The following is a 26528-nucleotide window of genomic DNA, read 5'->3' on the forward strand; positions in this document are numbered from 1 at the left end:
CTCACCAGGAAATCTACGGGACGGCCGGACGGGGTGCGGCGCCGGTCCACGCTACGGACGGTGCCGCCCGCGTCACGGGACGGCGGGCGCGTTCCTCCGGTCCGCCGCGCGACGGGCCGCCGATCTTACTTTTTCCGGCCCCGCCCACGACAGGAACACGGTCTTCCGCTACGGTCCGACGACACGCGGCGGCGGCCGCCCCCACGCCCTGACGACACGCGCGTGTCGTCAGGAGGTCGCCGCGCGTTAACCCGGACGGCCGACCTGCGCCGACCCGACGCTCCTGGAGTGACCGCAGTGCCCGTACCTCTCCCCCGCCCGCAGGCCCTTCTCAAGGGGCTGGTCACCGTCGTCCTGGCCGCCGCGTTCGCCGCACAGGCGGTCGCGGCGCTGCTGCCGGACGTTCCGCTGCTGATCGCCGCGACGGTCGTCTCCCTGGCCACCGAGGGCGTCCTGTACCGCTGGCAGCGCGGGGTGCTGTCGCTGTTCGCCAAGTCGCACGCGGACATCAGCGTGCGGCACGTCCTGCGGGACCTGCTGCTGGTCGTGGCCCTGCTGCGGCTGGGCGAGCAGGACCGGGAGACGGTGTACGCCCCGCTGGTGGCCGGGCTGCTCGTCTTCTACGTGCTGCACTGCGCGATCCAGGCGGTCTCCGTACTGGTGCGCCGCACCCGCACCCTGCCGGTGGTCACCCGGAACATCGACGCCTCGGCGCTGCGGCTGTCCCCGGCCCCGTCCGTGCTGCTGTGCCGTCCCGGGCACCGGCTGCTGGTGTTCGGCCTGCCGGCCACGGCCGGGCTGCTGGCCAGCGCACTGGGCGACCGGCCGGTGTACGCGGCGGCGGGCATCGCCCTCTCCCTCGCCCTGGGGCTGACGGGCCTCGGCGCGCTGCTCCTGCGGCTGCTGCCGGGCCGTCGTCCGGCGGACGAGCAGGAGGTGCTCGACTGGTTCGACGCGTGGCTGGCCGACTACCGGCCGACCGTCGGGCTGTACTTCTCCGGCGGTGCCGCCTCGGCCTACCAGGCGAACATGTGGCTGGCGCCGCTCGCCGGACTGGAGGGCAGGCCGGTCATCGTGCTGCGCGAGCGGTTCATGGTGCAGAAGATCGCGGCGACGGACATCCCGATCGTGTGCCTGCCGAAGGTGTCGACGCTGATGCGCCTGGAGCACTCCACCCTGCAGGTCCTCATCCACCCGTCGAACTCCGGCAAGACCTCCCAGGTGCTGCGCATCCCCACGATCAAGCACACCTTCGTCAACCACGGCGAGAGCGACAAACTCTCCTCCTGCAACCCCTACGCGAAGGCGTACGACGAGGTGTGGGTGGCCGGTCCCGCGGCGCGCGAGCGGTACGCGCTGGCCGAGGTCGGGGTCGAGGACAAGGACGTGGTGGAGACGGGCCGCCCGCAGCTGGACGGCGTGCTGCCGTACGCGGGGCCGCCGGCCGGGTCACGCACGACCGTGCTGTACGCGCCGACCTGGGAGGGCTGGGACGGCAACCCCGGCAACACGTCGGTGATCGCGGCCGGCGAGAACCTGGTGCGGGCGCTGCTCGCGGACCCGGGCGTGCGGCTGCTGTACAAGCCGCATCCGCTGACGGGCTCGGTGGACCCGCGCGCGGGCGCTGCCGATCTGCGGATCCGGGAGCTGATCCGGGCGGCCAACCGGGAGCGGCCGGGGGCGCACCCCTCGGACAGCGCGGAACTCGCCCGCTGCGCCGCCGAGCTGGACCGGCTCACGACGTCGGTCTTCCGGACCGGGGCCGACACCGTGGAGCGGATGCTGGTGCAGTCGGCGCCGGAGCCGGGCCGCGCGGAGGCGGTGGCACGCGCGACGGCCGCGTGGGAGGAGGCGTACTGGGCCTCGCTGCCGGAGGGCGAGCACCAGATCATCACGGACGCCCGGCCCGCGCTGTACTCCTGCTTCAACGTGGCCGATCTGCTGATCAGTGATGTGTCGAGCGTGATCAGCGACTTCCTGGCGAGCGAGAAGCCGTACGCGGTGGCCAACACCAGCGGGCTGCCCGAGGACGCCTTCCGTGCGGCGTTCCCGACGGTGGTGGCGGCGACGGTGCTGACGCCCGACGCCGCCGGGGTGCCGGGTCTGCTGGAGGCGGTCCGGCACCCGGAGCGCGACGAACTGGCCGGGGCGCGGGCCGAGCTGAAGCTGCGTCTGCTCGGCCCGGCGGAGCCGTCGTCACAGGAGCGCTTCAACGACGCCGTCCGGGCGCTGTGCGGGGAGGCCCGGGACCACCGGGTCCGGGTGGCGGAGCGGCTGGCCGCGGTGCCCGGTCAGCGCACCGCGACCGAGATCCCGACCGCGCCGCGCTGAGCGGCGGCAGGCCCGGTCACGCCGCGTGCCGCACCTCTCGTGAGGTGATGACCCGCCGCGCCTTGCGCACCGCCCGGCGTACGAAGGTGTCGACGCCGCCCTCGCGGTAGCCCGGGAAGGCCCGGGCCTCCCGGGGCTCGGCGAGGTACACGGAGTCGGGGACGCCCGCGGCGCGGTCCCGGAAGTGCGGGTAGGCCAGGTACACCCGGCGGCCCTTCCTCTCCAGGAGGGCCGCCGCCTGCTTCTTGGCCTTGACGAACTTCACCACGTCCAGGAGCAGTTCCGGGCGCTGCTCGGCGACCAGGTGCAGCCGCAGCCGCTCGTGGACCTTGAGCCGGTGGGCGACGCCCTCGGTCCAGTAGGTGTCCATCAGCGGCTTGGCCAGCTCGAACTTGTGCCGGCGTATCTCCTCGCTGTCCGTCAGGTACTTCGGCCCGAACTGTGGCAGCAGCGTGACCAGGAAGGGCCGGACCATCAGCTGGTCACGCCGGCCGCCCGCGGGAACGAGTTCGGCGATGAGCTCCATCAAGGCCCGCGCGGAGTCGAAGCGCAGCGTGTAACTGCCGCTCTTCGTCACGTGCTTGCCGTCGTCGCGGCCGACCAGGTAGTAGCAGGTGTGGTCGGCTACCACGGAGACGCCGTCCGCCCGGAGATACGCCTCCATGGTGAACAGTGCGTCCTCGCCGGTGAACAGCGACTCGTCGAAGCGCATGCCGTGCCGGTCCAGCAGTTCACGGCGGAACAGCTTCTGCGCGCTGAGCGTGAACTTGATGTTGGAGGAGAAGACGTCCGTCCGCTCCACCGTCTTGCCCCACATGGACTTCGGCGCCGAGCGGTTGACGCCCTCGACCCTGCCGAGCACCACGTCCGTGCCGGCCCGGTCGGCCATGCCGACCATGCGCTCCAGGGCCTCGGGGCCCAGCCGGTCGTCGGCGTCGAGGAAGAAGACGTAGCGCCCCGTGGCCTTGCTCAGGCCGACGTTGCGCGGGCCGCTGGGGCCGCCGGAGTTCTCCTGACGGATCACCAGAACGTGCATGGGAGCCCGCTCGGCGAACTCCTCCAGGTACTCCCCCGTTCCGTCCGTCGAACCGTCGTCCACGGCGATGACCTCGACGCGCGTCGGATCGATGGTCTGTGCCTCGACGGACGAGAGGCACTCGATCAGATACGGCATCGCTTCGTACGCACCGATGATCACACTCACATCAGGCTGCGTCACGGTCACGTTTCCCCCTAGTCAATGGGATATTCCCCCCGTATCGCCTCATTCGCTACCTGATAGACGGGTGATCGAGGCAAGCGGTTGCCTCGCACACGGGTGTTAGTGGGACACGTCACACAATGGACCGGCACGGCCCGGGAAGCAGAAAGAGTTCGGCCCCGAGGAGAAGCTCCTCGGGGCCGAACTCTTCAGTCGGCGGCGGAAGTTCAGGCCGTACCGACCTCGTCCGTGTCACCGGCCGTGGCCACCCGCTGCCCGGGCACGGCGTTCGCCAGCTCGGCCTCGCTCTCCGCGAGGGCGGCCGCGTCCCGCGACTGCTGGCCGCGGTTGCGGGTCTCGGCCTTGAGGGCGAGGTTCGCGACGGCGGTGTTGAACTGCTCCAGCGAGGTCGGCTCGTCCGGGCCCAGCAGGTACTGCTTGAGCTCCTTGCGGTCCTCGGCCAGCGGGTCGGCGTCCGGGGCGCGGACCGCACCGAGCAACTCGCCCAGCTCGGATGCGCTGTTGGACAGGATCACCGCCGCCCGCACAGCGGTGTTGTTCCGCTTGAACTCCTCGACGCCCACCTCGGCGGAGTCCGTGACCGCGTACGGCTTGCCGCTCGCGATGAAGTCGGAGACCACGCTGGAGATGTCGGAGACCATGGCGTCGGAGACGTTGAAGCAGTCGTACAGCCGCGGCTCGGCGCCGGTGATGACGCGGTGCTCCCAGGACGGGAAGGAACGCCAGTAGGCGTCGTTCCACTCGGCGCGCAGCCGGGCGACCTCCTCGTGCCGGGCGACGTCGATCAGCCCGTCACGGGTGGCCACGGCCTCGTCGCCACGGTCGCCGCCGGAGCCGGACAGCTGCGCGAGCCGGGCCTGGATCCGGTCCAGCTCGGCCTTGGCCTGCGCCTGGGCGGCGGTGTCGGGGATGAACCGGCTGTCGATGGCGCGCTCGGCGGCGGCCTTCTGCACCAGGGCGGTGATCCGCCGATGCGCGGCGCCGGCCTCCTTGCTGACGTTGCCGGTGAAGGGGTGCGGCTTGTACAGGACGCGGACCGGCGGGTCGGCCTGCACGAGCTGCTTCACGATGTTCTCGCCGGCCAGCACGACCGAGGTGTTGCCCGGGTTGCCGTCCCAGCCCTCCCAGGTGGGGGCGTACAGCACCGTCGGGATACGGCCCTCGGGCACACCCTGCCAGGTCTGGATCGGGGCGAGCTGCGGGCGGCCGACCTCGACGATGTCGTCGTCGCGGACACCGACGTCGGCGATGGCGTAGCGGTCGCGGCCCGCGCGGCCGGCCGTCCACACCTCGTCGTAGACCTTGCTGTACGGGTTGACGCTGGCGAGCTTGTCGCTGTCGCCGTGGCCGATGAAGACGTGCTTGATGGTGGGCACGCGCAGCATGTGGATGTTCTTGCCGACGTTGGCCGCGTAGAGCGCGACGCGCACCGTGGAGAGGTCCATGTTCATCAGGTGCACCCCTCCGGGCACGCAGATGACGGGGACCGTGGTGGGCGCCAGATTGTTCAGGATGGCCCGCTCACGCAGGATGATCAGCGGCTTGGACTCCAGCTTCTCCATGGTGTCGAGCCACATGTTGACCTGGTAGGCGGAGTCCTTCGAACCGGAGAAGTACAGGACCGTCTCGGGCTTGTACTCGCCCAGCCAGTCGTCGACGGCGGCCAGGACCTTCTCGGCGTTCGGCGGGATCTTCCGGCCGCGCACGTACGGCACCAGCGTCAGGACGTACAGGGTGGCCACGGCCACGGTGACGCCGATGCCGATGAAGCCGATCAGGGCCGACTTGACCTGGGCCGCGACCAGGATGCCGACGACCGCCGCGAGGTCGAGGTGGAGCATCTTCTCGGCGGAGCGGTGCAGCAGCCTGCGGGGCGGGGCGTCCGGGATGCGGATGCGGGAGGCCAGGTCGACGTTGCGGGTGGCGACCGGCATGCGGCGGCGGTTGCGTATCAGCTGGACGAGCGCGCCGTGCGGGGCCTGCAGACCGTAGAAGGCGATGAAGCAGGCGATCGCCCCGTAGTAGATCAGGTTGTCCGCGAGGGACAGCCGGGCCAGCAGCAGGACGAGCAGCAGCTGCCGGATCAGGAAGCGGATCGACAGGCCCGCCCGCACCTTGCCGAGGCGGTTGATCAGGTAGCTGCCCTTGCGGTGCAGATAGTGGTCCGCCAGGTACGTCACGGCGGCCGCTGCCGCGAAGGCGGGAACGCTCGGGACGAGCGCGGCCAGCATGAGGGCGGGGAAGCCCGCCACCATGAGGACCGCCGCGGCCAGCTCGGCCGCGCTGCCCACCCGGGCGACGCGAATAGCGGTGGATATCACGGAGAAACCTGCTCTTGGGAGGGGTGTGCCGGTCTTGGTTCGAGAATGCGGCTGGTCTGTGAATATTCGCGAGACTGTATGGATTCAGGCCCCTGCGAACACTCCTGTCGACGAAAACCCGTTAACAGGAGGGCGCAGAGGCCTGAATTACTGAAGTCTATTTGGCGCCAATTATTACACGCCGTCCTGCCGGTCCAGCACCGTGGCCAGTGCCTGCTCGAAGCCGGAGGCCCGGGCCGCGCCGGCCGTCGGGTCCTGCTGGCGGACGTCGATGACGTGGCCGGTGAGCTCGGAGAGCAGCACGTCGAGCGAGGTGCGGGCCACGGCCTCGGAGGACAGCAGGGAACCCGAGGGCTCCTGGCCGAAGGCCTTGGTGCGCATGGGGGTGGCGGTGCGCTCGGGGTTGATGCAGTTGACGCGGACGCCGTCGCCGGCCCACTCGTCGGACAGCGCCTGGGTGAGGTTCACCATGGCGGCCTTGGTGGAGGAGTACAGGCTGTACTCGGCACGGCCGCGCGTGTAGCTGCTGGAGGTGTAGAGCAGCAACTGGCCCTTGGTCTCGGACAGGTACTTGTACGACGACCGGGCGATCTGCACCGGGGCCAGGTAGTTGACCTTCAGCGCCTCCTCGATGGTGGCGTTGTCGGTCTCGGCGAGCTTGCCTATGCGCAGCACACCGGCGGTGTTCACCACGTAGTCGATGCGGCCCGTCTCGGCGTAGGCCTTGGACAGGGCGTCGTCGACCTCCTCCGGGTTCTCCACGTGGGTGCCGGTGGTGGAGCGGCCCAGGGCGTAGACCTTGGCGCCGTAGGACTCGGCGAGCTCGGCGATGTCCTTGCCGATGCCGTAGCTGCCGCCGAAGACGACCATGGTCTTGCCGGTCAGCAGCTCGCGGTAGGCCTCCTCGGAGACCTGCTCGGGCGCGGCCGTGGAGGCGAGCTGGAAGAGCTTGTCGGCGATGAAGACGTCGACGGGCTGGGTGACCTTCATGTTGTACTCGTCACCCGCGACGACGTGGATCGGCACGTCCGGCAGGTACTTGAGCACGACGGAGCAGTCGTCGGTCGCCTGGAAGTTGGGGTCGCCGGCGGCGACCTCGTAGGCCCGCTTGATCGTGGACAGCTTGAAAGCCTGCGGCGTCTGGCCGCGGCGCAGCCGGGAGCGGTCCGGGATCTCGGTGATGAACTCGCCGTCCTCGCCGTGCGTGCGCGTGACGATGATGGTGTCCGCGGACGGGATGGCCACGTCGACGGCCTGGAAGCGCTCCAGGGCGACGACGCAGTCGTCGATGACGCGCTGCGAGAGCAGGGGGCGCACGGCGTCGTGGAAGAGGACGTTGGCGTCCTCGCCCTCGGCCAGGCCCTCGCCCAGCGCGGCGATGGCGCGCTCGGTGGTCTCGTTCCTCGTGGAGCCGCCCTCGATGACCTTCGAGACCTTCTTGAATCCGGCCTTCGCGACGATCTTCTCGATGTCGGGCACGTAACCCGGCGCCATCAGCACGATGATGTCGTCGATCGAGTCGGCCTTCTCGAAGGTGGCCAGCGTGTGCTCGATGACTGCCTTGCCGGCGATCTTCAGCAGCTGCTTGGGGATCGACAGACCCACGCGCTGACCGGTGCCACCGGCCAGGATCACTGCGGTGGTACGGGGCTTGGCTATGTGCTGGGACACAGGTGACCTACCTTGGGGCGACAGGGAACTTCGAAATGGTCCCACTTGTGGTTACCGCAATGCAAGGTGAGCGACCTCCACCGCATATGTGCGCGCAACCCCTCATTCACCTGGTGACGCCGGTGATTGGCGAGACGGTTCCGCCGGCGCTGCGGCCGCCCCGGGAATTGCTGTGAGTAACTCCACAGAAGCGCAGCGACGCCGAAGCCGCTTGCGCCGGCGGCGACCGAGGACCCGCACGAGTTCCTTGGACGATGTCCGGTGCACGGTACGCGCTTTGCGGGTGTGCCCGGTGTCACGGCCGATTTCCGGATCAAGATTCCGCAGCGTTTTGGTCTCGGCCGGGCCATACGCCGTGAGCCCGGGACTCCGCGGAGGAGTCCCGGGCTCACGCGCCACGCGGGTGCGGTCAGACGACCTCGACGCCCGGGCGGCCCGCCCGGACCCTCAGCCGGGCCAGCGTGCTCGGGGTCGCCGTGGCCTGCCGAACCGTGTCGACCACCCTGACCTGGGCGTCGATGCGGTCGCGGTGGACGTCGAAGAGGTGGTAGCCGCGGTGCGCGTCGAGCAGTTTCCAGTGCGGGTTGTCCGGGCGCCGCGGGTCCCACTCCCTGCGGAAGGCCTCCTGGTCCTGGTCGCCGTTGCTGGAGATGGAGGTGCCGACGAACTCGGCTCCGACGACCCCGGAGTCCGGGTCGGCGTAGTCCTCCTTGAGGTCGCTGATCATCGTCAGGTGCCGGTCGCCGGAGAGCACGACCGGGTTGCGGACCTGCCGGAACTCCTGGAGGAACCGGTTGCGTTCGGCCTGGTAGCCGTCCCAGGCGTCGTAGAACCAGAGCTTGCCCTCGCCGACCTTGAGGTCCGTCTCGGCCATCATGATCTGGGAGGCGATGAGGTTCCAGCGGGCGGGCGAGTCCTGCAGCCCGTTCAGCAGCCACTGCTTCTGCCGCGCGCCGAGCATGGTCAGCGACGGGTCCTGGGCGCCTTCCTGGCTGGTGGCCTGGTCGCTGCGGTACTGGCGGGTGTCCAGGACGTTGAGCCGGGCCAGGCGGCCGAACTCCAGGCGGCGGTACATCCGGATGTGCGGGCCGTCCGGGACGGCGGTGGCACGCACCGGCATGTGCTCGTAGAACGCCTGGTAGGCCGCGGTGAGCCGGGCCACGAACGCGTCGTGCGGCTGCTTGTCGGGGTCCTGCGGGATCTCGCCCGCGAAGTCGTTGTCCACCTCGTGGTCGTCGAAGGTCACCACGAAGGGCGCGTTGGCGTGCATCGCCGCGAGATCGGGGTCCGTCCGGTACTGGGCGTACCGGTTGCGGTACTGGACGAGGCTGAACGGCTCGCCGGTGCCCTCGTGCCGCCGCAGGGCCGTCGCCGAGGGCGTGGACTCGTAGATGTAGTCGCCGACGAACACCACGACGTCCGGGTCCTGGTCGAGCATGTCCGCGTATGGCGTGAAGTAGCCGTGCTGCCAGTTCTGGCAGGAGGCGAGAGCCATGCGCAGGGAGCCACCGGAGCTGTGGGGGTGGGGCGCGGTGCGGGTGCGGCCCACGGGAGAGAGCTGCCCGCTGGTGCGGAAGCGGTACCAGTACGTACGGTCCGCGCGCAGCCCGCGTACGTCCACGTGAACGCTGTGCCCGTACTCGGGCCGGGCCTGGGCGGTGCCCCGTCGGACGGGCTTTCTGAACCGGTGGTCCTCCGCGAGCTGCCATTCCACCGGCACCACCCGGTCGGGCATACCGCCGCCGTTCAGCGGGTCGGGGGCCAGCCTGGTCCACAGCACGACGCCGTCGGGCAGCGGGTCGCCTGAGGAGACGCCGAGGCTGAACACACCGTCGGGCAGCGGCGTCTCGGCCGCGCGGGCGGCGGCCGGAAGCCAGAGCTGGGCGGAGGCGGCGGCGCCGAGCACCGCGGCGCCGGCGGTCAGAAAGCGGCGTCGGTCGGGCGATCCTGCTGTCATCGGCTGACTCCCTTACCTCGCTGGCCACTTGGACACTGGGAAGCTTCACGTTCGCGGGCGGTCCGCCCGCTGAACGCCGGGGTTCACGTACATGACAACTAAGCAGACAAAGAGAGACTCGCCGCCAGCATCGGAACAAGCCGTTGCCGGGGCGAGTCTGACAGGTGATCAGTACCGGGTCAGCGAGCGAAACCCGCGCCGAGTCCGGAGCCGCTCCTGACCGTGCCGAGGGTGCCCGCGCCGAAGCTGACCGAGCCGGTCGCGGTGGGGGTGTTGACCGGGTTGGGGAACGCCCAGACTCCGCCGTCCCGGTTCTCGCCCGGGGCGCCGGCGAACAGCTCGGCCCTGCCGTCACCGTTGACGTCGAGCAGCGTGGTGTCGCTGCCGAAGAAGTCGTTCTGCTCCGCCGTGCCGGGGACGTTCCTGGTGTTCTGGTTCATGCTGTAGGCGCCCTCCCCGGTGAGCCCCTTCTTGCCGCCGCGCAGGACGGTGACCTGGCCGGCCGCGTACACGTCCCCGAGGTCCTCGCTCGCACTGCCCGTGGTGACGTCCGCGTAGCCGTCGGCGTTGACGTCGCCGACGGAGAGGCCGCCGCCGAAACCGTCGGCCCACTCCGAGCTGCCGGGCACCTCGGGGGTGCCCTGCGTGATGATCGTGGTGCGGGAGGTGTCGGGGCCGTCGGCCGAGCCGTGCACGACGCCGATCTGACCGCCCTTCAGCAGCGGGTCGTCGAGATCGACCTCGCCGAAGCCGTCGTTCGGGCGGCCGATGACGAGGTCGGCGTACCCGTCCTTGTCCACGTCGCCTACGCCGAGGCGCTCGCCGCCGCGCATGCGGGTGCCGTCGGGGTTGTTCAGCGGGGCGGGGGCGCTCAGGCCGTCGGGAGTGCCCCGCAGGTAGACCGCGCGGCGGTGCTTGTAGTCCGGGTCGTGCATGTCGTCGTTGTTGCGGTCGTGGATGAGCGCGACCAGGTCCGTGATGCCGTCGTGGTCGATGTCCCCGGCGGCCACGTCGTCCGTGAAGTACTCGGACTCGATGGCGAGGGTCCGGCTCTGCGCGGCGCCGGTGGTGCGGTCGAACGGCCCGTACAGCAGGCGGTTGCCGGTGGCGAGATCCAGATGGCCGTCGCCGTTGAAGTCGCCGAGCGAGGGGGTCTCGGCGTCGACCCGGTCCTCCTCGGTGCCGGTGGCCACGGCCGTACCGCCCGACAGGCCCCGCTTCCCGCCCCACAGCACGGCGAGGGTACCGGCGTAGGTGACCTCCCCGACGCCCTCACCCGGGGCGCCCACGACCAGGTCGGCGTAGCCGTCGCCGTCGAGGTCGCCGGCGGCGAGACCGTCGCCGTAGTCGTCGTTGGTCTCCGCGGCACCGGGTATGCCCGGGGTGTTCTGGCTGATGACCTGCTGGTGCGTCAGGTCGATGCCCTTGGCCGAGCCGTACACGACGGCCACGTACCCGGCCTGGCCCTGCCCGTCGACCTTGCCGTGCGGGGCCGCGACGGCCAGGTCCTGGTAGCCGTCGCCGTTGAAGTCGTCCCGGAGTTTCTTCTCGGCGACGGACGGGGCGGCGGGGGCGGCGTGCGCGGCCACCGGGGTGGTCACGGCCGCGACGACGGCGACGGCCGCCGCGACCGTCCGGCCGACCCTGCGCTTGCTCATGGACTGTGGCACGTCGACTCCGTTGATCCGCTGGGCAGTTGTGGTGCGGCGAGGAACAAGATCCTCACCGCACCGCCCTGTACGACTCACCGGAGAACGGCTTGGTTGCACCCAAGTCCGTTGCGAATTTGCTCTTTGTTAACTCAGAACGGCTCGAAGTCGTCGAACTCCTGCTGCGCTTCGTCCCGTTCGGCCTGCCGGTCCTTGCGGCGCTGCGCGGCCGGCCGCTCCCCCTCGAACCGGTGGTCCTCACCGCGCCGGCCGAGCATTTCGGCCCCGGCCGTCATGGACGGCTCCCAGTCGAAGACGACCGCGTTGTCCTCGGGGCCGATGGCGACGCCGTCGCCACCGCGGGCGCCCGCCTTCATCAGCTGCTCCTCGACACCGAGCCGGTTGAGCCGGTCCGCGAGGTAGCCGACGGCCTCGTCGTTGTTGAAGTCGGTCTGGCGCACCCAGCGCTCGGGCTTCTCGCCGCGCACCCGGAACAGGCCGTCGGCCTCGCGCGTCACGGTGAAGCCGGTGTCGTCCACGGCCTTGGGCCGGATCACGATCCGGGTGGCCTCTTCCTTCGGCTTCGCGGCCCGCGCCTTCGCCACGAACTCCGCGAGCGCGTACGACAGCTCCTTCAGGCCCATGTGCGCCACGGCCGACACCTCGAAGACGCGGTAGCCGCGCGCCTCCAGGTCGGGCCGCACCATCTCGGCCAGGTCCTTGCCGTCCGGTACGTCGATCTTGTTCAGGACGACGATCCGCGGCCGCTTGTCCAGCCCGCCGTACTGCCGCAGCTCCTCCTCGATGATGTCGAGGTCGGAGACCGGGTCGCGGTCCGACTCCAGCGTCGCGGTGTCCAGGACGTGCACGAGCACGCTGCACCGCTCCACGTGCCGCAGGAACTCCAGGCCCAGGCCCTTGCCCTGGCTGGCCCCGGGAATCAGCCCGGGCACGTCCGCGATCGTGTAGACGGTCGAACCGGCCGTGACGACACCGAGGTTGGGCACGAGGGTGGTGAAGGGGTAGTCGGCGATCTTCGGCTTGGCGGCGCTCAGCACCGAGATCAGCGACGACTTGCCGGCGCTCGGGTACCCGACGAGCGCCACGTCGGCGACCGTCTTCAGCTCCAGGACGACGTCCCGCATGTCCCCCGGCTCGCCGAGCAGCGCGAAGCCGGGCGCCTTGCGCCGGGCGGAGGCCAGCGCCGCGTTGCCGAGCCCGCCCCGGCCGCCCTGCGCGGCGACGTACGACGTGCCGTGCCCGACCAGGTCGGCGAGGACGTTGCCCGCCTTGTCCAGCACCACCGTGCCGTCCGGAACCGGCAGGACGAGGTCCTGCCCGTCCTTGCCGAAGCGGTTGCCGCCCTCGCCGGGCTTGCCGTTGGTGGCCTTGCGGTGCGGCGAGTGGTGGTAGTCGAGGAGCGTGGTGATCGACTGGTCGACGGTGAGGATCACGTCCCCGCCACGTCCGCCGTTGCCGCCGTCCGGCCCCCCGAGGGGCTTGAACTTCTCACGGTGGACGGAGGCACAGCCGTGGCCTCCGCTACCCGCGGCGACATGCAGCTCGACGCGGTCCACGAAGGTGGTCATGGGATGTGCCTCCAGTTACTGCGGGAATGTCTAGGGGTAACACGCGAAAGGCGGACCCGCTTCCCGTGAGGGAAGTGAGGTCCGCCTCGCGAAAGTTTCCGATCAGGCGACCGGAACGATGTTCACGACCTTGCGGCCACGGTGGGTGCCGAACTGCACCGCACCCGCCGAGAGCGCGAACAGCGTGTCGTCGCCGCCACGGCCGACGCCGGAGCCCGGGTGGAAGTGGGTGCCACGCTGACGGACCAGGATCTCACCCGCGTTGACGACCTGACCGCCGAAGCGCTTCACGCCGAGCCGCTGGGCATTGGAGTCGCGACCGTTCCGGGTGGACGATGCGCCCTTCTTGTGTGCCATTTCTCCTCAGTCCCTTACTTCGCAGCCGTGGGGATCTCAGTGACCTTGATCGCCGTGTACTGCTGGCGGTGGCCCTGGCGACGGCGGTAACCCGTCTTGTTCTTGTAGCGCAGAATGTCGATCTTCTGGCCCTTGTGGTGGTCCACGACCTCGGCCTGGACCTTGATGCCGGCCAGCACCCACGGGTCGCTGGTCACGGCGTCGCCGTCGACAACGAGCAGGGTCGAGAGCTCGACCGAGTCGCCAACCTTGGCAGTGGAAATCTTGTCAACCTCAACGATGTCGCCGACAGCAACCTTGTGCTGGCGACCACCGCTGCGCACGATGGCGTACACGCGGAACTCACTCTCTAGCTCGGGAAACGGCACCCCCGCAGGCCAGCCGCCCGACTCAGCGAGCGGCCTCTCCTGGCGCCCGGCGCCCGGAGGATGAGGTTTACGGGGATGTGACGTGTCAGTCGACACGCCGACGGTCAAGGTTACGGGGCCGCGGCCGAAGGGGTCAAACCGAGCCGGGCCCGCCACCTGTGCGACCGGTCACGCCGGTCGCACAGGCGGTGGATCTCAGCCCTCGTCGGTGGAGGCCGAGACGGAGGACGCGGACGACGCCGACTGCTCCGCCGCCACGGTCTTCTTCGACGCGGTCTTCTTGGCGGCCGTCTTGGTGGTCTTCGCCGCCTTCTTGGCCGTCGTCTTCTTGGCCGCGGTCTTCTTCGCGGCCGTCTTCTTGGTGGCCGTGGCCTTCTTCGCGGTGGCCTTCTTGGCCGTCTTGCGGGCCGTCTTCTTGGCGGGGGCCGACTCCTCGACGGCCTCCTCCGTGACGGCACCGCCGGAGGCGGGCACCTCCTCGGACGCGGCCGACGGGACGACCACGACGGCCGTCTCCTCGGACGCCGTGGACACCGTGGGCTTGCGCACGGCACGGCGCCGCGGACGGACCGGGGCGGCGCTCTCGGCGGGCGCCTCGGGCTGTCCGGCCGGCTCGGGCGCTTCGGCAGCCTCGGCGGTCTCGGCCTCGGACACCGCCGGTGCGGTCTCGGCGACCGTCACCACGGCCGCCTCGGCCCCCGCCGGAGAACCGGCCGGAGCGGACACCTTGCGGGTGGCCCGCCGCCGGGTACGGCCCTTGGGCGCGGCCTCCTCGACCGGAGCGGCCTGCGCGGCCTCGACCACCGGGTCCTCCACGGCCATCGGCTCGGCCTGCGCCTCGGCGGCCGGCTCCGGCTGCACCGGACGGGCGACCTCCTGCTCGGCGGTCACGTCCTGAGCCGTCGGCACCTCGGCCTCGGCCTGCTCGGCCCGGCCGCGGCCCCGCCGGGCCTTGTCCCTGCCCTGCTCGGCCTTCGGCTCCGCCGTCTCGGCGCGCGGGGCGCCCGCCGGAGCCGACACCCGCCGGCTCGCCCGGCGCCGCGACCGGCCACGGCCGGCCGCTGCCTCCGCCTCGGCGGCACTGCTGTACAGCTCCTCGTCGGGCTCGAAGGACGGCTCGGGCAGCGCGACCGGCTCGGCGACCTCGGCGACGACCTCCGACTCGGTCTCGGCCTCCTGCTCGGCGGTCTCGACGGCCTCGTGCACGTGCGGCTGCTCGGCGGCACCGGCACGCGCGCGCTTCTTGCGCTTGCCGCCGCCTCCGGGGGCCGTCGGCTGCTCCATGTGCACGATGACACCGCGGCCGTTGCAGTGGACACAGGTCTCGGAGAAGGACTCCAGCAGGCCCTGCCCGACCCGCTTGCGGGTCATCTGCACGAGCCCCAGCGAGGTCACTTCCGCGACCTGGTGCTTCGTACGGTCCCGGCCCAGGCACTCCAGCAGGCGCCGCAGCACCAGGTCCCGGTTGGACTCCAGCACCATGTCGATGAAGTCGATGACGATGATGCCGCCGAGGTCGCGCAGCCGCAGCTGGCGCACGATCTCCTCGGCCGCCTCCAGGTTGTTCCTGGTGACGGTCTCTTCCAGGTTGCCGCCCTGGCCGGTGAACTTGCCGGTGTTGACGTCGACGACGACCATCGCCTCGGTCCGGTCGATCACCAGCGAACCGCCACTGGGCAGCCAGACCTTGCGGTCGAGGGCCTTGGCGAGCTGTTCGTCGATCCGGTACGTGGCGAAGACGTCGACCTCGGAGGTCCACCTCGACAGCCGCTCCGCGAGGTCCGGCGCGACGTGCGAGACGTACCCGTGGATGGTCGACCACGCCTCGTCACCGCTGACGACGACCTTGGAGAAGTCCTCGTTGAAGATGTCGCGCACGACCCGGACGGTCATGTCCGGCTCGCCGTACAGCAGCGTCGGCGCGTTGCCGTTCTTGGCCTTCTTCTGGATGTCCTCCCACTGCTGCTGCAGCCGCTCGACGTCCCGGCGCAGCTCGTCCTCGCTCGCGCCCTCGGCGGCGGTGCGCACGATGACGCCCGCGTCCTCGGGGACGATCTTCTTGAGGATGGTCTTCAGCCGGGCCCGCTCGGTGTCGGGCAGCTTGCGGCTGATGCCGGTCATGGAGCCCTCGGGCACGTACACGAGGTAGCGGCCCGGGAGGGAGACCTGGCTGGTCAGACGGGCGCCCTTGTGGCCGATGGGGTCCTTCGTCACCTGGACGAGCACCGACTGGCCGGACTTGAGGGCGGATTCGATGCGCCGCGGCCCGTGAGCCATGCCCAGCGCCTCGAAGTTGACCTCACCGGCGTACAGCACGGCGTTGCGGCCCTTGCCGATGTCGATGAAGGCGGCCTCCATCGACGGCAGCACGTTCTGCACCTTGCCGAGGTAGACGTTGCCGACGTACGAGGTCGACTGCTCCTTGTTGACGTAGTGCTCGACGAGCACGTCGTCCTCGAGGACGCCGATCTGCGTGCGGTCGCCGTGCTGGCGGACGACCATCACGCGCTCGACGGCCTCACGGCGGGCCAGGAACTCGGCCTCGGTGATGATGGGGACGCGGCGGCGGCCCTGCTCGCGGCCTTCGCGGCGGCGCTGCTTCTTGGCCTCCAGACGGGTCGAGCCCTTGATGGACTGCACCTCGTCGGACGGCTCGGCCTTGGGGCGGGGCTCGCGGACCTTGACGACCGTGCGCTCGGGGTCGTCGTCGGAGGGCTCGGCCTCGGTTCCGGAGTCACCGGCACGGCGACGGCGACGACGGCGGCGACGGCTGCTGCTGGAGCCGCTTCCGCCGGACTCGTCGCGGTCGGTGGCGTCCTCGGAGTCCTCGTCGTCCTCCTCGGCGCCGTCCTCGGTGTCCTGCGCGGCGCCCTGCTCGGACTCGGCGTCCTCGCCGCCCTCACCGTCGGACTCGGCAGACTCACCGCGCCTGCGGCGGCGGCCGCCCCGGCGACGGCGGCGGCGCGAGCCGGTGCCCTCGGACTCCTCCTGGTCGTCACCGTCGGCCTGGTCCTCAGCGGCCTCGTCGGCCTCCTCCGCCTCGTCGGCGGTGGTGTCGACGGGGGCGGTCTCGGGGGCCTGGGACTGTGCCTCGGAGTCGTCACCGGCACCCCGGCGCCGACGCCGGCGACGCGAACCGCCGGCCGGCTCCTCGCGCTGGGCCTCGGCGGGCGCGGACTCCTCGGGCTCCTCGGGCTCCACTGCCCCGGCCGCTTCGGCGGCGGCAGCGGCGGCGGCCCGCTCCGGCGTCTGGAACTGGGGCTCGGTGAAGACGGGCGCCTGGAACAGCGCGACGGCGGGCCGCCTCGGACGCGAGGCCGGCTCGTTCTCACTGTCGGCCGCGTCCGCGGATCCCCGGGCGGCCTTCGAGGCGCGCGCGCCCTTTGCGGGCTGGGCGGGCTCGGCGAAACCGCCGGCGGCCCGGCGCACGACCCGGCGGCGGCGCCGCGGACCGCTCTCCTCGGCCGGCTCGGCAGCCTCGGCGGCGGTTTCGGCGGGGGCCTCGGCGGCAGCGGGGGCGGGCTCGGCGGCAGCGGTCCCGGAGGCGGTGGCCTCGGACGCGCGGGCGGGCTCGGCGGCGGGGGTCTCGGTCACAGGTGCCTTCGCCTCCTCGGCGTTCCCCTCCACCGCGTCCGCGGCGGAAGGCGCCCCGGCAGGCGCGGACGCCTTCCGCGAGGCACGCCGGCGAGTCCGACGCGGAGCAGCCTCTTCAACGGCGGCCTCGGCACCTTCGGCTGCGCCGTCGGCCACGACCGCCGGCTCCGGGCCGTCGGCCTCAGCCGGGGCGGCGACCGTCTCGGCGGCCTCCGCCGGGGCGGCGGGCGAGGTCACGGTGCGCGTGGCGCGGCGCCGGGTGCGCTTGGGGGCGGCGTCCTCGGACACCTCAGCGGGGGCGGCGGCCTCGGCCGGCTCGGCGACGGCGGGGGTGCCGGTGGTCACCGGGACCACGGTCGCGGCGGCCTCGGCGGCCTCCGGAGCGCCGGCGGGTGCGGAGGCCCGGCGCACGGCGCGACGCCGCTTGGGCGGAGCGGGCGCGGCGGCCTCGTCGCTCTCCACGGCCTCGGGAGCCGTGTCCGTCCCGGAAGCCTCGACTGCCTCGGCAGTGGCTTCTTCGACCTCGTCGGCCTCTACGGCGTCGGCCGCGAGATCCTCGGCCTCGGCGGCCGGTATGGCCGGCGCGACCGTCTCCACCGGCGCGTCGGAGGAGGCACCGGTGGGCGGACCCGCCGGGCGGGACGCGGCACGCCGCCGCCGGCGGGGCGGCAGGGTGTCGCTGGGAGTGTTCTGTTCGGAACCCTCTGTGGGTTCGGTCGGTTCGAGCATGCGGGCTTATCTCCCGTCAGGCTCCCGGGCGCCGCGCCTGGTCCGGCGATGCCGGTGACGTCCGCGGCGCGCGCTGTGCGCGTTCGCCGCCGTCCGGGGCGCGGGCGCCGCACGGGAGCTCTCTGTGTCCTGTCTCGCCGGTTCCGTACGCCGAATGCGTACGGCCTGGCGAAAGTCTTCTGGTCGGTGCGCTGCCCGACCCAGGTGGCTCCCGAGTCCGAGGGCGGCGCTACGACGTCCGTCCCTACGCGGGACCTTCCTTACGCCGGCGCCGTCGCGGCGGCAGTCGGGTCGGCCGTTGAGTGGGCCTCGGCTGCCTCGCGGTCGGGCGCGAGCGGGTCGGTCACCGTGCCGGTCTCTTCATCGAACAGCCCCTGCGCCAGCCTGGTCACCGCTGCGGGGACCGGCGGCGCCAGGTCGGCCACGGCGCGGAGACCGGACAGGACGTCGTCGGGTCGTACGGCAGGCGTCACGTGCCGAACAACCAGCCGCAGTATCGCACAGGGCTGGTCGGTCGGCCTATCAGCCTGCGAACTGTGCGTTTCCGTGAGGTCGCGGACCTCCAGGCTCGCCACGGCGGAGCGGGCGTCGAACGTACGGACGCCGTTCTTGGCGAGGCGCTGGACCTCGACGGTCTCGGCCGCGTTGAAGGCGTCCGCCGCCCGGCGGGCCTCCTCCGGCGGCACTCCGTCCAGCCGGAGCTCCCAGACGGAAGCCGTCAGCCGGTCGGCGAGCCCCGAGGTGCGGGCCTCGACCGCGTCGGTGATGTCGAGCCCGGTGGGCAGCGACTCGTCGAGGAGGGCCCTGAGCTGCTCCGGGTCGCGGGGCGCGGTGAGGGCGATCTCCAGGTATTCCGCCTCACTGCCCGTGCCGGTGGGTGCGGCATTGGCGTACGACACCTTCGGGTGCGGTGTGAAGCCCGCCGAGTAGGCCATCGGCACCTCGGCACGGCGCAACGCACGCTCGAAGGCGCGCTGGAAGTCACGGTGGCTGGTGAACCGGAGGCGGCCGCGCTTGGTGTAACGCAGTCGGATGCGCTGCACCGCGGGTGCGGGCGGCGGGCCTTCGGGCTGTCGCTTGCCCAGTGTCGTTCAGTCCTTCGTGAGAGCGGTCGTACTGCTACCAAGAGTACGTGGCTCGCGCCCCGAAGGTTCCCTCCGGTCGACGGGCTGCGGCTGTCGCGGCTGACCGAAGAGCATCCGCCGGAAGTCGGCGCGGGCCTGGCGTACGGACTCCCGGGCGGCGGCCAGCGCCTGCCGGGTCGCCCGCCGCACACTGCGGGCGGCCTCGGCGGCGGGCCGCAGCACGGCGTCCCGTACGACGTGCCCGACGGGCGTCAGCACGCTGCGGTACACCCACCGGACCGGTTCGACGAAGATCCACCGGAAGAGGGTGGCGAGCAGGCGCCCGACGGCGAGCGAGATGTGCCCGGCGACGCGCCAGGCGTGGCCGAGTGCGTCCCACACCTCCCGGCCGATGACGGCGAGGACGCGCCCGGCCGGCGTGAGGATCCAGCGCCAGAGGGCGAGCGCGGGCAGGACGAACAGGATGCGGGCGATCCAGTAGAGGGCCGTGCCGACACCGGTGACGATCACGCTCACCAGCCACACGAGCCCCTTGCAGCACCAGGCGACCGCACGGCCGACGGGCGCGAGCACCCAGGTGTACAGCCAGACGGCGGGCACGACGACGAGGTACCTCGCCAGCCACGCCACGGCCGTCCAGACGCCGAGGCCGAGCGCGGCGAGCCCGGTGCCGATCCCCTTCAGAACCCACATCACCGCGTGCCCGACGGGCGTGAGCAGGGTGGCGTACACCCAGCCGAGCGCGGCTCCCACACCTCTGGCGATCCAGCCGGCCCCGGCACCGACACCCCGGGCGGCCCACGCGATCGCGTGCCCCACGGGGGTCAGCACGTACCGGTAGAGCCAGACCAGCGGCACGACGACGAGGACGTTGCCGAGCCATCCGAGGGCCTTGCCCACCGGCACGGCGACGTAGCGCCACAGCCCCACGAACGGCCAGACGAACACCGCCCGCCCGAGCCACAGCAGCGCCCGGCCGAGCGGCCGGAGCAGGACGTCGTTCAGGAACCGTCCGGCCACGACGAGCGCGTCCCACAGCATCCGCACCGGAACGACGAGGACGAGCACGATGATCCGCACGGGAATCCGGATCGCCACGGCGAGACACCCCTCCGGCGTCTCGGGCTCGTGCCGGGCCGCCGGCCCGGCCGGCCGCTCGGCGACGCCCTGCGCCGCGGTGCTCGTTCGCGGATCGACCCGCGCCTCGTAACCCTCGCGGGGTCGCTTCTCCAGATCCATACCGTCGTAGACGCCTTCAGTGCCCCGTCCGGATCCAGCACCGCACAGTCCCGCCCCGTTCTCCCGCAGTTCCCCCGCTCAGCCGCAAGATCATACGGCTCACGCGCGGGTGACCTGCGCCTGGAGCAGCCGGGGTGACCCTTGGAAGCCGCTGCGGGCGTACGCGGGGATCGCCCGGGTAGTGGAGTGGACGGTCACACGCTCCAGCCCGAGCTCGCGTGCTCCGTCCAGGACGGCCTGGATGAGCCGCCCGCCCAGCCCGCCGTCCCGCGCCTCGGGTACGACGTAGACGCACTGCAGATCGCCGGAGGCCCGTCGCGGCGCACGGGGCGTGGGCACCCGCTGCACCACCGCGAGCCAGGCCATGCCGATGACCCGGTCGTCCCGGACGAGGACCATGCAGCGGTGAGATCCGGCGTTCTCCCCCGCCCAGGTGACGAAGTGCCGTACGAAGTCCTCGCGTTCGCCGAGGTCCTCCGAGCCGTTCTCGACGAGCCATTCCCAGCGGAGGGTGGCCACTGCCGCGAGTTCAGCGGGCCGGGCCGGGCGGATGCCGATGTTCTCCATCAGGCCATTGTCGAGTCGGCCGTCGGGTCGGGCGCAGGGCCGGCCGCCCCCTCCGTCTCCCAGCGCAGCAGATCCCCCGGCTGGCACTCCAGCACCTCGCACAGCGCGGCGAGGGTCGAGAAACGGACCGCCTTGGCACGGCCGTTCTTGAGGACCGCCAGGTTGGCGGGGGTGATGCCGACGCGTTCCGCCAGTTCGCCCACGGACATCTTGCGCTTGGCCAGCATCACGTCGATGTCGACGGCGATGGGCATCAGATGACCTCTTCCAGCTCGGCCTGCATCTGGGCCGCCTCCATGTCGCGTGCGACGGCCTGCGCGAGCAGCATCCGCAGCACGAGCACGATCAGCGCGACGCCGAGCACGGCCACGACGACCCCGCACAGCAGCAGGACCACCCCGGGAGCCACGGCCTCGCCCGGTGCGAGCACGACCGCGAGCGCGAAGACCAGCAGGGCGGCCGCCACGAACGCGCCGATGACGATGTGTACGTAGCGGAAGGCGGCGGTGGAGAAGACCGTCCCGCGACGCACCATCGTCACCAGCCGCCACACGCAGACCACGACGACCTGTGCCGTCACGATACCCAGGACCGTGATCACCAGGATCGGGGTGCGCAGATAGGCGTACTCGGGCCTGAGCCCGTCCATGTCGGCGGCCAGCAGCGGCACCATCACCCCCTGCACGAACAACGATCCGGCGAGCAGCACCACGAGCACCCCGCGCAATCCCGCTACGGCCAGCCTCCCCATCACCACTCCTTCGATCGAACCACGATGGAAATCTATCGAAACTCGATAGGTGGTGCAAGGGTCGGTCCGCGGGGAAGACGAACATGGCACGCGGCTGCCGGGGTGTGCAGCGCGTGACACCGTGGCAAGAGACATGCATGGCCAGCACTCGGACCGAGGAGGACGACAGTGGACTGGCGCGTGTTCGCACGGGAGATGGCCGCCATGGCGCGCGACCTGCTCGCCCAGGACTCTGTCGGCGCGACGCTGCAGCACATCACCAGGGCTGCCACGGAACGCGTGCCGGGCTGCGACGCGGCCGGCATTCTCCTCCTCCACGGCAAGAACGTGGAGACGCTGGCGCCCACCCACGACCTGGTCGTCGAGAGCGACCGGTTGCAGGAGCGCCTCGCGGAAGGTCCCTGCTTCGACGCGGCCCGCACCAGCACCGGTCAGCGCGTGTTCCGCATCGCCGACTTCACCACCGAGCAGCCCCGCTGGCCCGCCTACGCCGCGCAGGCCCGTGAACTGGGCGTCGGGAGCATGATGGGCTTCCTGCTTTACACCGAGGACGAGGATCTCGGCGCGCTCGACCTCTACTCGCACCGGCCGGGCGCCTTCACGGACGACAGCGAGACCGCCGGCTGGCTGCTGGCCTCGCACGCGGCGATCGCCTTCTCCAGCGCCCGCAGCCACGCCCAGATGGAGCAGGCCATGGCCACGCGCCACGTCATCGGGGAGGCCATGGGCATCCTCATGGGCAGCCACCGCCTCACCGAGGAGCAGGCCTTCGACGTGCTGCGCCGCTACTCCCAGGAGAAGAACATCAAGCTGCGTGAGGTCGCCCGGCGAGTCTGCGAAGAGGGCCGCCTGATCTGACGGCTCCCCCAGCACACATTCCGAACTGGGGGAACCTGACCGGGTCGGCCCCCCGGGGGAGCGTCGCCAACCGGGCCTAATCAGCGAGTCCCCCTCAGGGCGGGACTCTCACATCCCGGGTTCATCGCGCGTGAGGCGCGACGCGAGCGCCGGGGTCACTGTTGCTCCACTTTCCGTATGAGCAAGGGGAGTGGATCCGGCAATTCCCGGGGGTCGACGAACCAAAGTCACTCAAGCGAGTGAATATATCGATCACACGTCCCGGTGAACCGTATCGATGTTTCATTCTTTCCCACTCATCCCGCGCATCCCTTTCAGAGTTGGCGACCAGAGCGAAGAGCCGTGAGGCATAGTGACACCTAGCAAAAATCCGCGTAGCCTTGCGAAACTGGTCGTCTTGAACACGGTCGAAGTGCCTGGCGGCGGACCGACCCGTGGCACCAGAAGGAGCTTTTCATGCCCGATGCCGACCCGATGGTTCACCGCCACCGTCTGAGCTCACAGCTTCAAGAGGCGCGCAAAAAGGCGGGCTACACACAGCCTGATGTTGCGCGGGAGACGGGATGGTCCCTGTCGAAAGTCATGCGCCTGGAGTCAGGCAGGGTGAAGATCTCCATGACCGACCTGAAAGCATTGATCAGCTTCTACGGACTCTCATCCGACGAATCGGAGAAGTTGCGTCGCGCGGCTGAGGAGGCGCGACGGCAGCCCTGGTGGTACGAGTACCGCTCCCTGCTGTCGGAGGGTTTCCAGTCCTACCTGGGCTATGAGGCGTCCGCGTCCGTGATCCGGAACTTCGAGGCGCTGTTCATCCCCGGCCTGCTGCAGACCGAGGAGTACGCGCACGTCGCCCTCCAGCAGTCCGTGGTCCCGGAGAAGGAGGAACTGCTCGACCTCCGCATGAAACGCCAGGAACGCATGCTGAGCGAATCGTCGAGCACCGAGCTGCGGTTCCTGATCGACGAGGCCGCGCTTCGAAGGGTCGTGGGCAGCAGCGAGTTGATGGAAGCTCAGGTCCGGCATCTGCAGAACGTCAGCGCGCTGGATCATGTGAGCGTCGGGGTGGTGCCTTTCAGCAGCGGACTGTACCCGCTCTTGCGTTCACCGTACGTCATCTTCGAATTCGCCAAAGCCGATCAGGAACGGGTGGTATATCTCGAGAACCCCGACGGGAGCGTCATCCTCAACAACAAGGCGATCGTCGGTGTGCAACGGAGCGTTGAAAACTACCTCGAAGCCTTCTGGGAGATCGAGAACCGTTACGCCCGACCCATCACTGAATGGAGCGCAAATCTTCCTCAGCTCACGGCATAACAGGAAGGCAGGGAATTCAAAAAGGATTTCCAGGCCGCTGAACCGACCGCCAGGCAGGGCCCCTCGGAGACTTTCGAATCCCTGACCCTGACGGGACGAGTCAAAGAGACTTCGACGCAGTTTTCGCCAACACTGGCAGAACTCTTCCGCCACTCCGATGTCGGATCCGGAAAGGTCACGACTCCCCCAATCCCGCACTGCAGTACCACGCACAGTCAGCCTGTGGCCGTCAGTATGACGGCAGGAGGCATGACTGCCAAGGCCGCCGAAATGCCGATGATCTCGACACCGGTTTTCGGCCAAGAACGCGAAGAGTTTTTCACAGCAGGAAGGGGAGCGCTCGGTCAGCCGGCAAGCATCGTCCGAGTACTCCCCCACCGCGAAGCAACCTCGTCCACTCGACTCAACCAGGAAGCCTCATGGCAGATAGTAACGCGAGTTGTGTCACCGGCCAGGCCCCGCGAATAGCGAGCCCGGGCGGAGGCGTGTCATGACCCAGGTACCGCCTCCCCCGGCCGGAGGACTGTCGCAGCGAGCCCTGCTCATCGTCATCGCCTTACTGATCGGCCTGCTCACCGGCCTCGCAGCGGGCGTGCTGGCCGTACTCCTCCACGCGACGATCCTCGGTGCGGCCACCTGGGCAGGGGGCACCTTCATCGCCATCACCATGCTGCTGTTCAAGATCTGCGAACTCTTGCGGTGAGCCGGTGAGCCGGTGAGCCGGTGAGCCGGTGAACAGCCCTCAGTGCCCGTGCCCGCTCGGCGCGGGCGCCGCGTTCTTGACCGTCAGGGGTGTGGGCGTTTCGCCATGGCCCGGTTGGTCGCCCGTTCAGCGACCGGGATGGTCCGGGCGCTGGAACGCCTTCGCATGCCCCGCCCTACGCGGTCTCCCGGGTGCGCTGTCTAGCGCAAGATCAGGAAAGTCACTACCATGCGCACGATCCGGCCACAGTCGGGTCGATCAGGCGATCTTCCCTGAACGTGCGGAAGCACACTCCGCTGCGCGAGCCCCGTTCACCTTTGGGAGGGAATGGTGTCCCAACCCCCTAGGCTCTCAGGTCGCCCCACTGGCTGGTTTTCATCGGCCACGCACTACAGTGCGTGGCCGATCCGGTTGAGCACAGTTGATCCCTCGAAGGGAAGTAGTTCACGCCACGGCAGGGAGATCTAGTGCACGACGTCGGATCGGTACGTACTGCCGCATTCCGGGAAGAGGAGTCCGATCCCAGCGCCTTCCAGGCCAGTGCGAGCATCGTGCAGGCGGGCTTCTTCTGCTGGGAGATCGCCACAGGCGAGGTGAGCTGCGATCCGATCACCCTCGCGCTGCACGGCATGCCCGCGAGTGGCCCGTCGGACATCTCGAGCTTCCTGGCCGCAGTGCACGAGTCCGATCTGGCCGATGTACGCGATGCCTTGGGACTGATAGCGGAATCCTGCGGCAACTACCAGATCGAGTACCGCGTCACTGCCGGCCACGGCCGCCACCGGTCCCTGGAAGCCCGGGGCCGCGTCCTGCCCGGCGCCGACGGGCTGCCGGCCCGCATGGTCGGAGTGGTCATGGATACGACCGCCGTCCATGAACGCCACGAGGCGGAGAGGCGGCGGTTGTACGAGCGCGCCACCCGTGAACGCTGGATGCGGGAGCTGACCGCGGCTCTGGCCGCCGCGGTGACGGTCAAGGACATCATGGCCGCCGCACAGGCAGGACTGCGTACGTTCGGAGCGGACGCGCTGGCGGTGATCACCCCGGAGGGAGACCGGTTGACCGTCGTCGCCTCATGCGCCGACGACGCGCAGGGTGAGGACTCCCTGCGCGTCCTCGACGCGATGGCCCGCACACTCGTGGAGGAGTCACTCGCACGTAGGGCGCCCGTTCTCATCGGCTCCGCGGACGCACTGATCACCGGTTTTCCGCACCTGGCACCACTTGCGCAGCCGGCCCCGCAGGCGTGGGCCGCACTGCCGCTGACGGACTCGCGCGGCCGCATCAGTTCATGCCTCGTCAGTTTCCCCGAGCCGCAGGAGTTTCTGCACGAGGAGCGGGCCCTCCTGGTCGCCGCCATGGGACTGCTCGCCCAGTCACTGGAGCGAGCCGGCATGTACGAGTCGGAACACGCACTCGCCACCGAGCTCCAGCGTGGCATGCTGCCGCGCGGGCCGCTCACGGTGCCGGGTGTGACCATCGCCGCCCGCTACCAGGCCGCCACCTCCGGCATGTGGATCGGTGGCGACTGGTACGACGCCATCAGCCTGCCCGACGGCGGGGTGGCTCTGGTCATAGGAGATGTGCAGGGACACAGCGTTCACGCCGCGTCTCTCATGGGGCGGCTGCGTACCGCCGTGCATGCCTACGCGAACGAAGGGCACCCGCCCGCGGCCGTCCTGGAACGCACCAACCGCCTGCTGACCGAGCTGAACTCGGACCCGGACAGTGCCCTGTTCGCCACATGCTGTTACATGGCGCTCAACCCCTCCGACGGAACGCTCCTGGTGTGCCGGGCAGGCCATCCGTCCCCGGCGCTGATCACGCCCCGCAGGCCACCGCGCCTCCTGGACGTCCCCGGCGGCCTCCCTCTGGGGATCGACCGGGAGCAGCGGTACCCGACGACCCGCCTGCGCATCACTCCGGGCAGCGTGCTCGCACTGACCACCGACGGCCTGCTCGAGGCCGTGAACAAGGACATCGACCAGGGCACCGAGAGGTTTCTCCAGGGGCTGCGAGGCGCTCCCACTGCGGACCTGGAGATCGTTGTCGACGACCTCCTCGCCAGTACGCGGAAGGCTCACGGCCTGGGCGACGACGTCGCTCTGCTGCTCGCTCGTCTGAACCGGCCCGACGGCCGCAGCTGACCCGGTTCTGACCCGGCCTCTTCCCACAGGCATTGCGCATCCAGCACCGCACCCACCTCCCAGACGGCTGACTGGC

20 protein-coding genes are annotated in these 26528 nt (G+C 70.5%); 5 read left to right on the forward strand and 15 right to left on the reverse strand.

The window, feature by feature from the left end:
- Positions 1-297 precede the first annotated feature (297 nt).
- The gene (locus tag HNR57_RS07370; RefSeq protein WP_184557979.1) at positions 298-2331 is read left to right on the forward strand and encodes a CDP-glycerol glycerophosphotransferase family protein; all 2034 of its coding nucleotides are present in this window, start codon (positions 298-300) and stop codon (positions 2329-2331) included.
- 16 nt (positions 2332-2347) lie between these two features.
- Here the strand turns inward: HNR57_RS07370 and HNR57_RS07375 are convergent, their stop codons facing one another.
- The 14 genes from HNR57_RS07375 to HNR57_RS07440 form a co-directional block, all read right to left on the reverse strand.
- Positions 2348-3556, reverse strand: a complete 1209-nt coding sequence (locus HNR57_RS07375) for a glycosyltransferase family 2 protein (RefSeq protein WP_184557982.1) — start codon at positions 3554-3556, stop codon at positions 2348-2350.
- A 203-nt stretch (positions 3557-3759) separates the two neighbouring features.
- Positions 3760-5844, reverse strand: coding sequence for a CDP-glycerol glycerophosphotransferase family protein (locus HNR57_RS07380; protein ID WP_184558871.1), 2085 nt, complete (start codon positions 5842-5844; stop codon positions 3760-3762).
- A 204-nt stretch (positions 5845-6048) separates the two neighbouring features.
- Positions 6049-7545 (reverse strand): bifunctional cytidylyltransferase/SDR family oxidoreductase, encoded by a 1497-nt coding sequence (locus HNR57_RS07385; protein WP_184557985.1) that lies wholly within the window; start codon positions 7543-7545, stop codon positions 6049-6051.
- 409 nt (positions 7546-7954) lie between these two features.
- On the reverse strand, positions 7955-9502 hold the full coding sequence (locus HNR57_RS07390) for an alkaline phosphatase D family protein (protein ID WP_184557989.1): 1548 nt from the start codon (positions 9500-9502) through the stop codon (positions 7955-7957).
- 179 nt (positions 9503-9681) lie between these two features.
- Positions 9682-11160, reverse strand: coding sequence for an FG-GAP-like repeat-containing protein (locus HNR57_RS07395; RefSeq protein WP_221342164.1), 1479 nt, complete (start codon positions 11158-11160; stop codon positions 9682-9684).
- 143 nt (positions 11161-11303) lie between these two features.
- Complete coding sequence (obgE, locus tag HNR57_RS07400) at positions 11304-12740, reverse strand: GTPase ObgE (protein ID WP_184557994.1); 1437 nt, start codon at positions 12738-12740, stop codon at positions 11304-11306.
- A 102-nt stretch (positions 12741-12842) separates the two neighbouring features.
- Positions 12843-13097, reverse strand: coding sequence for a 50S ribosomal protein L27 (rpmA, locus tag HNR57_RS07405; RefSeq protein ID WP_062926831.1), 255 nt, complete (start codon positions 13095-13097; stop codon positions 12843-12845).
- Between the two features lie 14 nt (positions 13098-13111).
- A complete protein-coding gene (rplU, locus tag HNR57_RS07410; protein ID WP_030836278.1) occupies positions 13112-13432 on the reverse strand; it encodes a 50S ribosomal protein L21 in 321 nt (106 codons plus the stop codon).
- 228 nt (positions 13433-13660) lie between these two features.
- Positions 13661-17788 (reverse strand): Rne/Rng family ribonuclease, encoded by a 4128-nt coding sequence (locus tag HNR57_RS07415; protein ID WP_184557996.1) that lies wholly within the window; start codon positions 17786-17788, stop codon positions 13661-13663.
- Positions 17789-18048: 260 nt separating this feature from the next.
- Complete coding sequence (locus tag HNR57_RS07420; protein WP_184557999.1) at positions 18049-18831, reverse strand: TIGR03936 family radical SAM-associated protein; 783 nt, start codon at positions 18829-18831, stop codon at positions 18049-18051.
- 48 nt (positions 18832-18879) lie between these two features.
- On the reverse strand, positions 18880-20112 hold the full coding sequence (locus tag HNR57_RS07425; protein WP_221342165.1) for a hypothetical protein: 1233 nt from the start codon (positions 20110-20112) through the stop codon (positions 18880-18882).
- A gap of 99 nt (positions 20113-20211) precedes the next feature.
- The gene (locus HNR57_RS07430) at positions 20212-20679 is read right to left on the reverse strand and encodes a GNAT family N-acetyltransferase (RefSeq protein WP_184558002.1); all 468 of its coding nucleotides are present in this window, start codon (positions 20677-20679) and stop codon (positions 20212-20214) included.
- Positions 20679-20933, reverse strand: a complete 255-nt coding sequence (locus tag HNR57_RS07435) for a helix-turn-helix domain-containing protein (RefSeq protein ID WP_184558004.1) — start codon at positions 20931-20933, stop codon at positions 20679-20681. Before HNR57_RS07435 ends, HNR57_RS07430 begins: the two co-directional genes overlap by 1 nt.
- Positions 20933-21430 carry a DUF2975 domain-containing protein gene (locus tag HNR57_RS07440; protein WP_184558007.1) on the reverse strand — a complete coding sequence of 166 codons (498 nt, stop codon included), beginning with the start codon at positions 21428-21430 and terminating at the stop codon, positions 20933-20935. The genes HNR57_RS07435 and HNR57_RS07440 overlap by 1 nt, the downstream gene beginning before the upstream one ends.
- A gap of 168 nt (positions 21431-21598) precedes the next feature.
- Between HNR57_RS07440 and HNR57_RS07445 the strand changes: the two genes are divergently transcribed.
- Positions 21599-22288 carry a GAF and ANTAR domain-containing protein gene (locus HNR57_RS07445; RefSeq protein WP_313673003.1) on the forward strand — a complete coding sequence of 230 codons (690 nt, stop codon included), beginning with the start codon at positions 21599-21601 and terminating at the stop codon, positions 22286-22288.
- 456 nt (positions 22289-22744) lie between these two features.
- The gene (locus tag HNR57_RS07450) at positions 22745-23602 is read left to right on the forward strand and encodes a helix-turn-helix domain-containing protein (RefSeq protein ID WP_184558010.1); all 858 of its coding nucleotides are present in this window, start codon (positions 22745-22747) and stop codon (positions 23600-23602) included.
- On the opposite strand, the gene HNR57_RS40235 is transcribed toward HNR57_RS07450, so the two are convergent.
- Entirely contained in the window at positions 23587-23811 is a 225-nt protein-coding gene (locus HNR57_RS40235; protein WP_313673005.1) for a DUF397 domain-containing protein, read from the reverse strand. The genes HNR57_RS07450 and HNR57_RS40235 overlap by 16 nt on opposite strands.
- 281 nt (positions 23812-24092) lie before the next feature.
- Here HNR57_RS40235 and HNR57_RS07460 point away from each other — a divergent pair, with 281 nt between their 5' ends.
- Together HNR57_RS07460 and HNR57_RS07465 are read left to right on the forward strand one after the other, a co-directional pair.
- Positions 24093-24305, forward strand: a complete 213-nt coding sequence (locus tag HNR57_RS07460) for a cytochrome c oxidase assembly protein COX20 family protein (protein ID WP_184558016.1) — start codon at positions 24093-24095, stop codon at positions 24303-24305.
- A 467-nt stretch (positions 24306-24772) separates the two neighbouring features.
- Positions 24773-26452: a PP2C family protein-serine/threonine phosphatase gene (locus HNR57_RS07465; RefSeq protein WP_184558019.1), complete on the forward strand. Its 1680-nt coding sequence runs from the start codon at positions 24773-24775 to the stop codon at positions 26450-26452.
- Positions 26453-26528: the final 76 nt, after the last annotated feature.

It is taken from the genome of Streptomyces paradoxus, assembly GCF_014202475.1.
Classification (GTDB): Bacteria; Actinomycetota; Actinomycetes; order Streptomycetales; family Streptomycetaceae; genus Streptomyces; species Streptomyces paradoxus.

Coding starts and splice junctions, on each gene's coding strand:
- obgE (WP_184557994.1), bottom strand. CDS start 12,740: ATGACCACCTTCGTGGACCGCGTCGAGCTGCATGTCGCCGCGGGTAGC.
- HNR57_RS07460 (WP_184558016.1), top strand. CDS start 24,093: ATGACCCAGGTACCGCCTCCCCCGGCCGGAGGACTGTCGCAGCGAGCC.
- HNR57_RS07440 (WP_184558007.1), bottom strand. CDS start 21,430: ATGGGGAGGCTGGCCGTAGCGGGATTGCGCGGGGTGCTCGTGGTGCTG.
- HNR57_RS07430 (WP_184558002.1), bottom strand. CDS start 20,679: ATGGAGAACATCGGCATCCGCCCGGCCCGGCCCGCTGAACTCGCGGCA.
- HNR57_RS07415 (WP_184557996.1), bottom strand. CDS start 17,788: ATGCTCGAACCGACCGAACCCACAGAGGGTTCCGAACAGAACACTCCC.
- HNR57_RS07395 (WP_221342164.1), bottom strand. CDS start 11,160: ATGAGCAAGCGCAGGGTCGGCCGGACGGTCGCGGCGGCCGTCGCCGTC.
- HNR57_RS07390 (WP_184557989.1), bottom strand. CDS start 9,502: ATGACAGCAGGATCGCCCGACCGACGCCGCTTTCTGACCGCCGGCGCC.
- HNR57_RS07435 (WP_184558004.1), bottom strand. CDS start 20,933: ATGCCCATCGCCGTCGACATCGACGTGATGCTGGCCAAGCGCAAGATG.
- HNR57_RS07425 (WP_221342165.1), bottom strand. CDS start 20,112: ATGGATCTGGAGAAGCGACCCCGCGAGGGTTACGAGGCGCGGGTCGAT.
- rpmA (WP_062926831.1), bottom strand. CDS start 13,097: ATGGCACACAAGAAGGGCGCATCGTCCACCCGGAACGGTCGCGACTCC.
- HNR57_RS07450 (WP_184558010.1), top strand. CDS start 22,745: ATGCCCGATGCCGACCCGATGGTTCACCGCCACCGTCTGAGCTCACAG.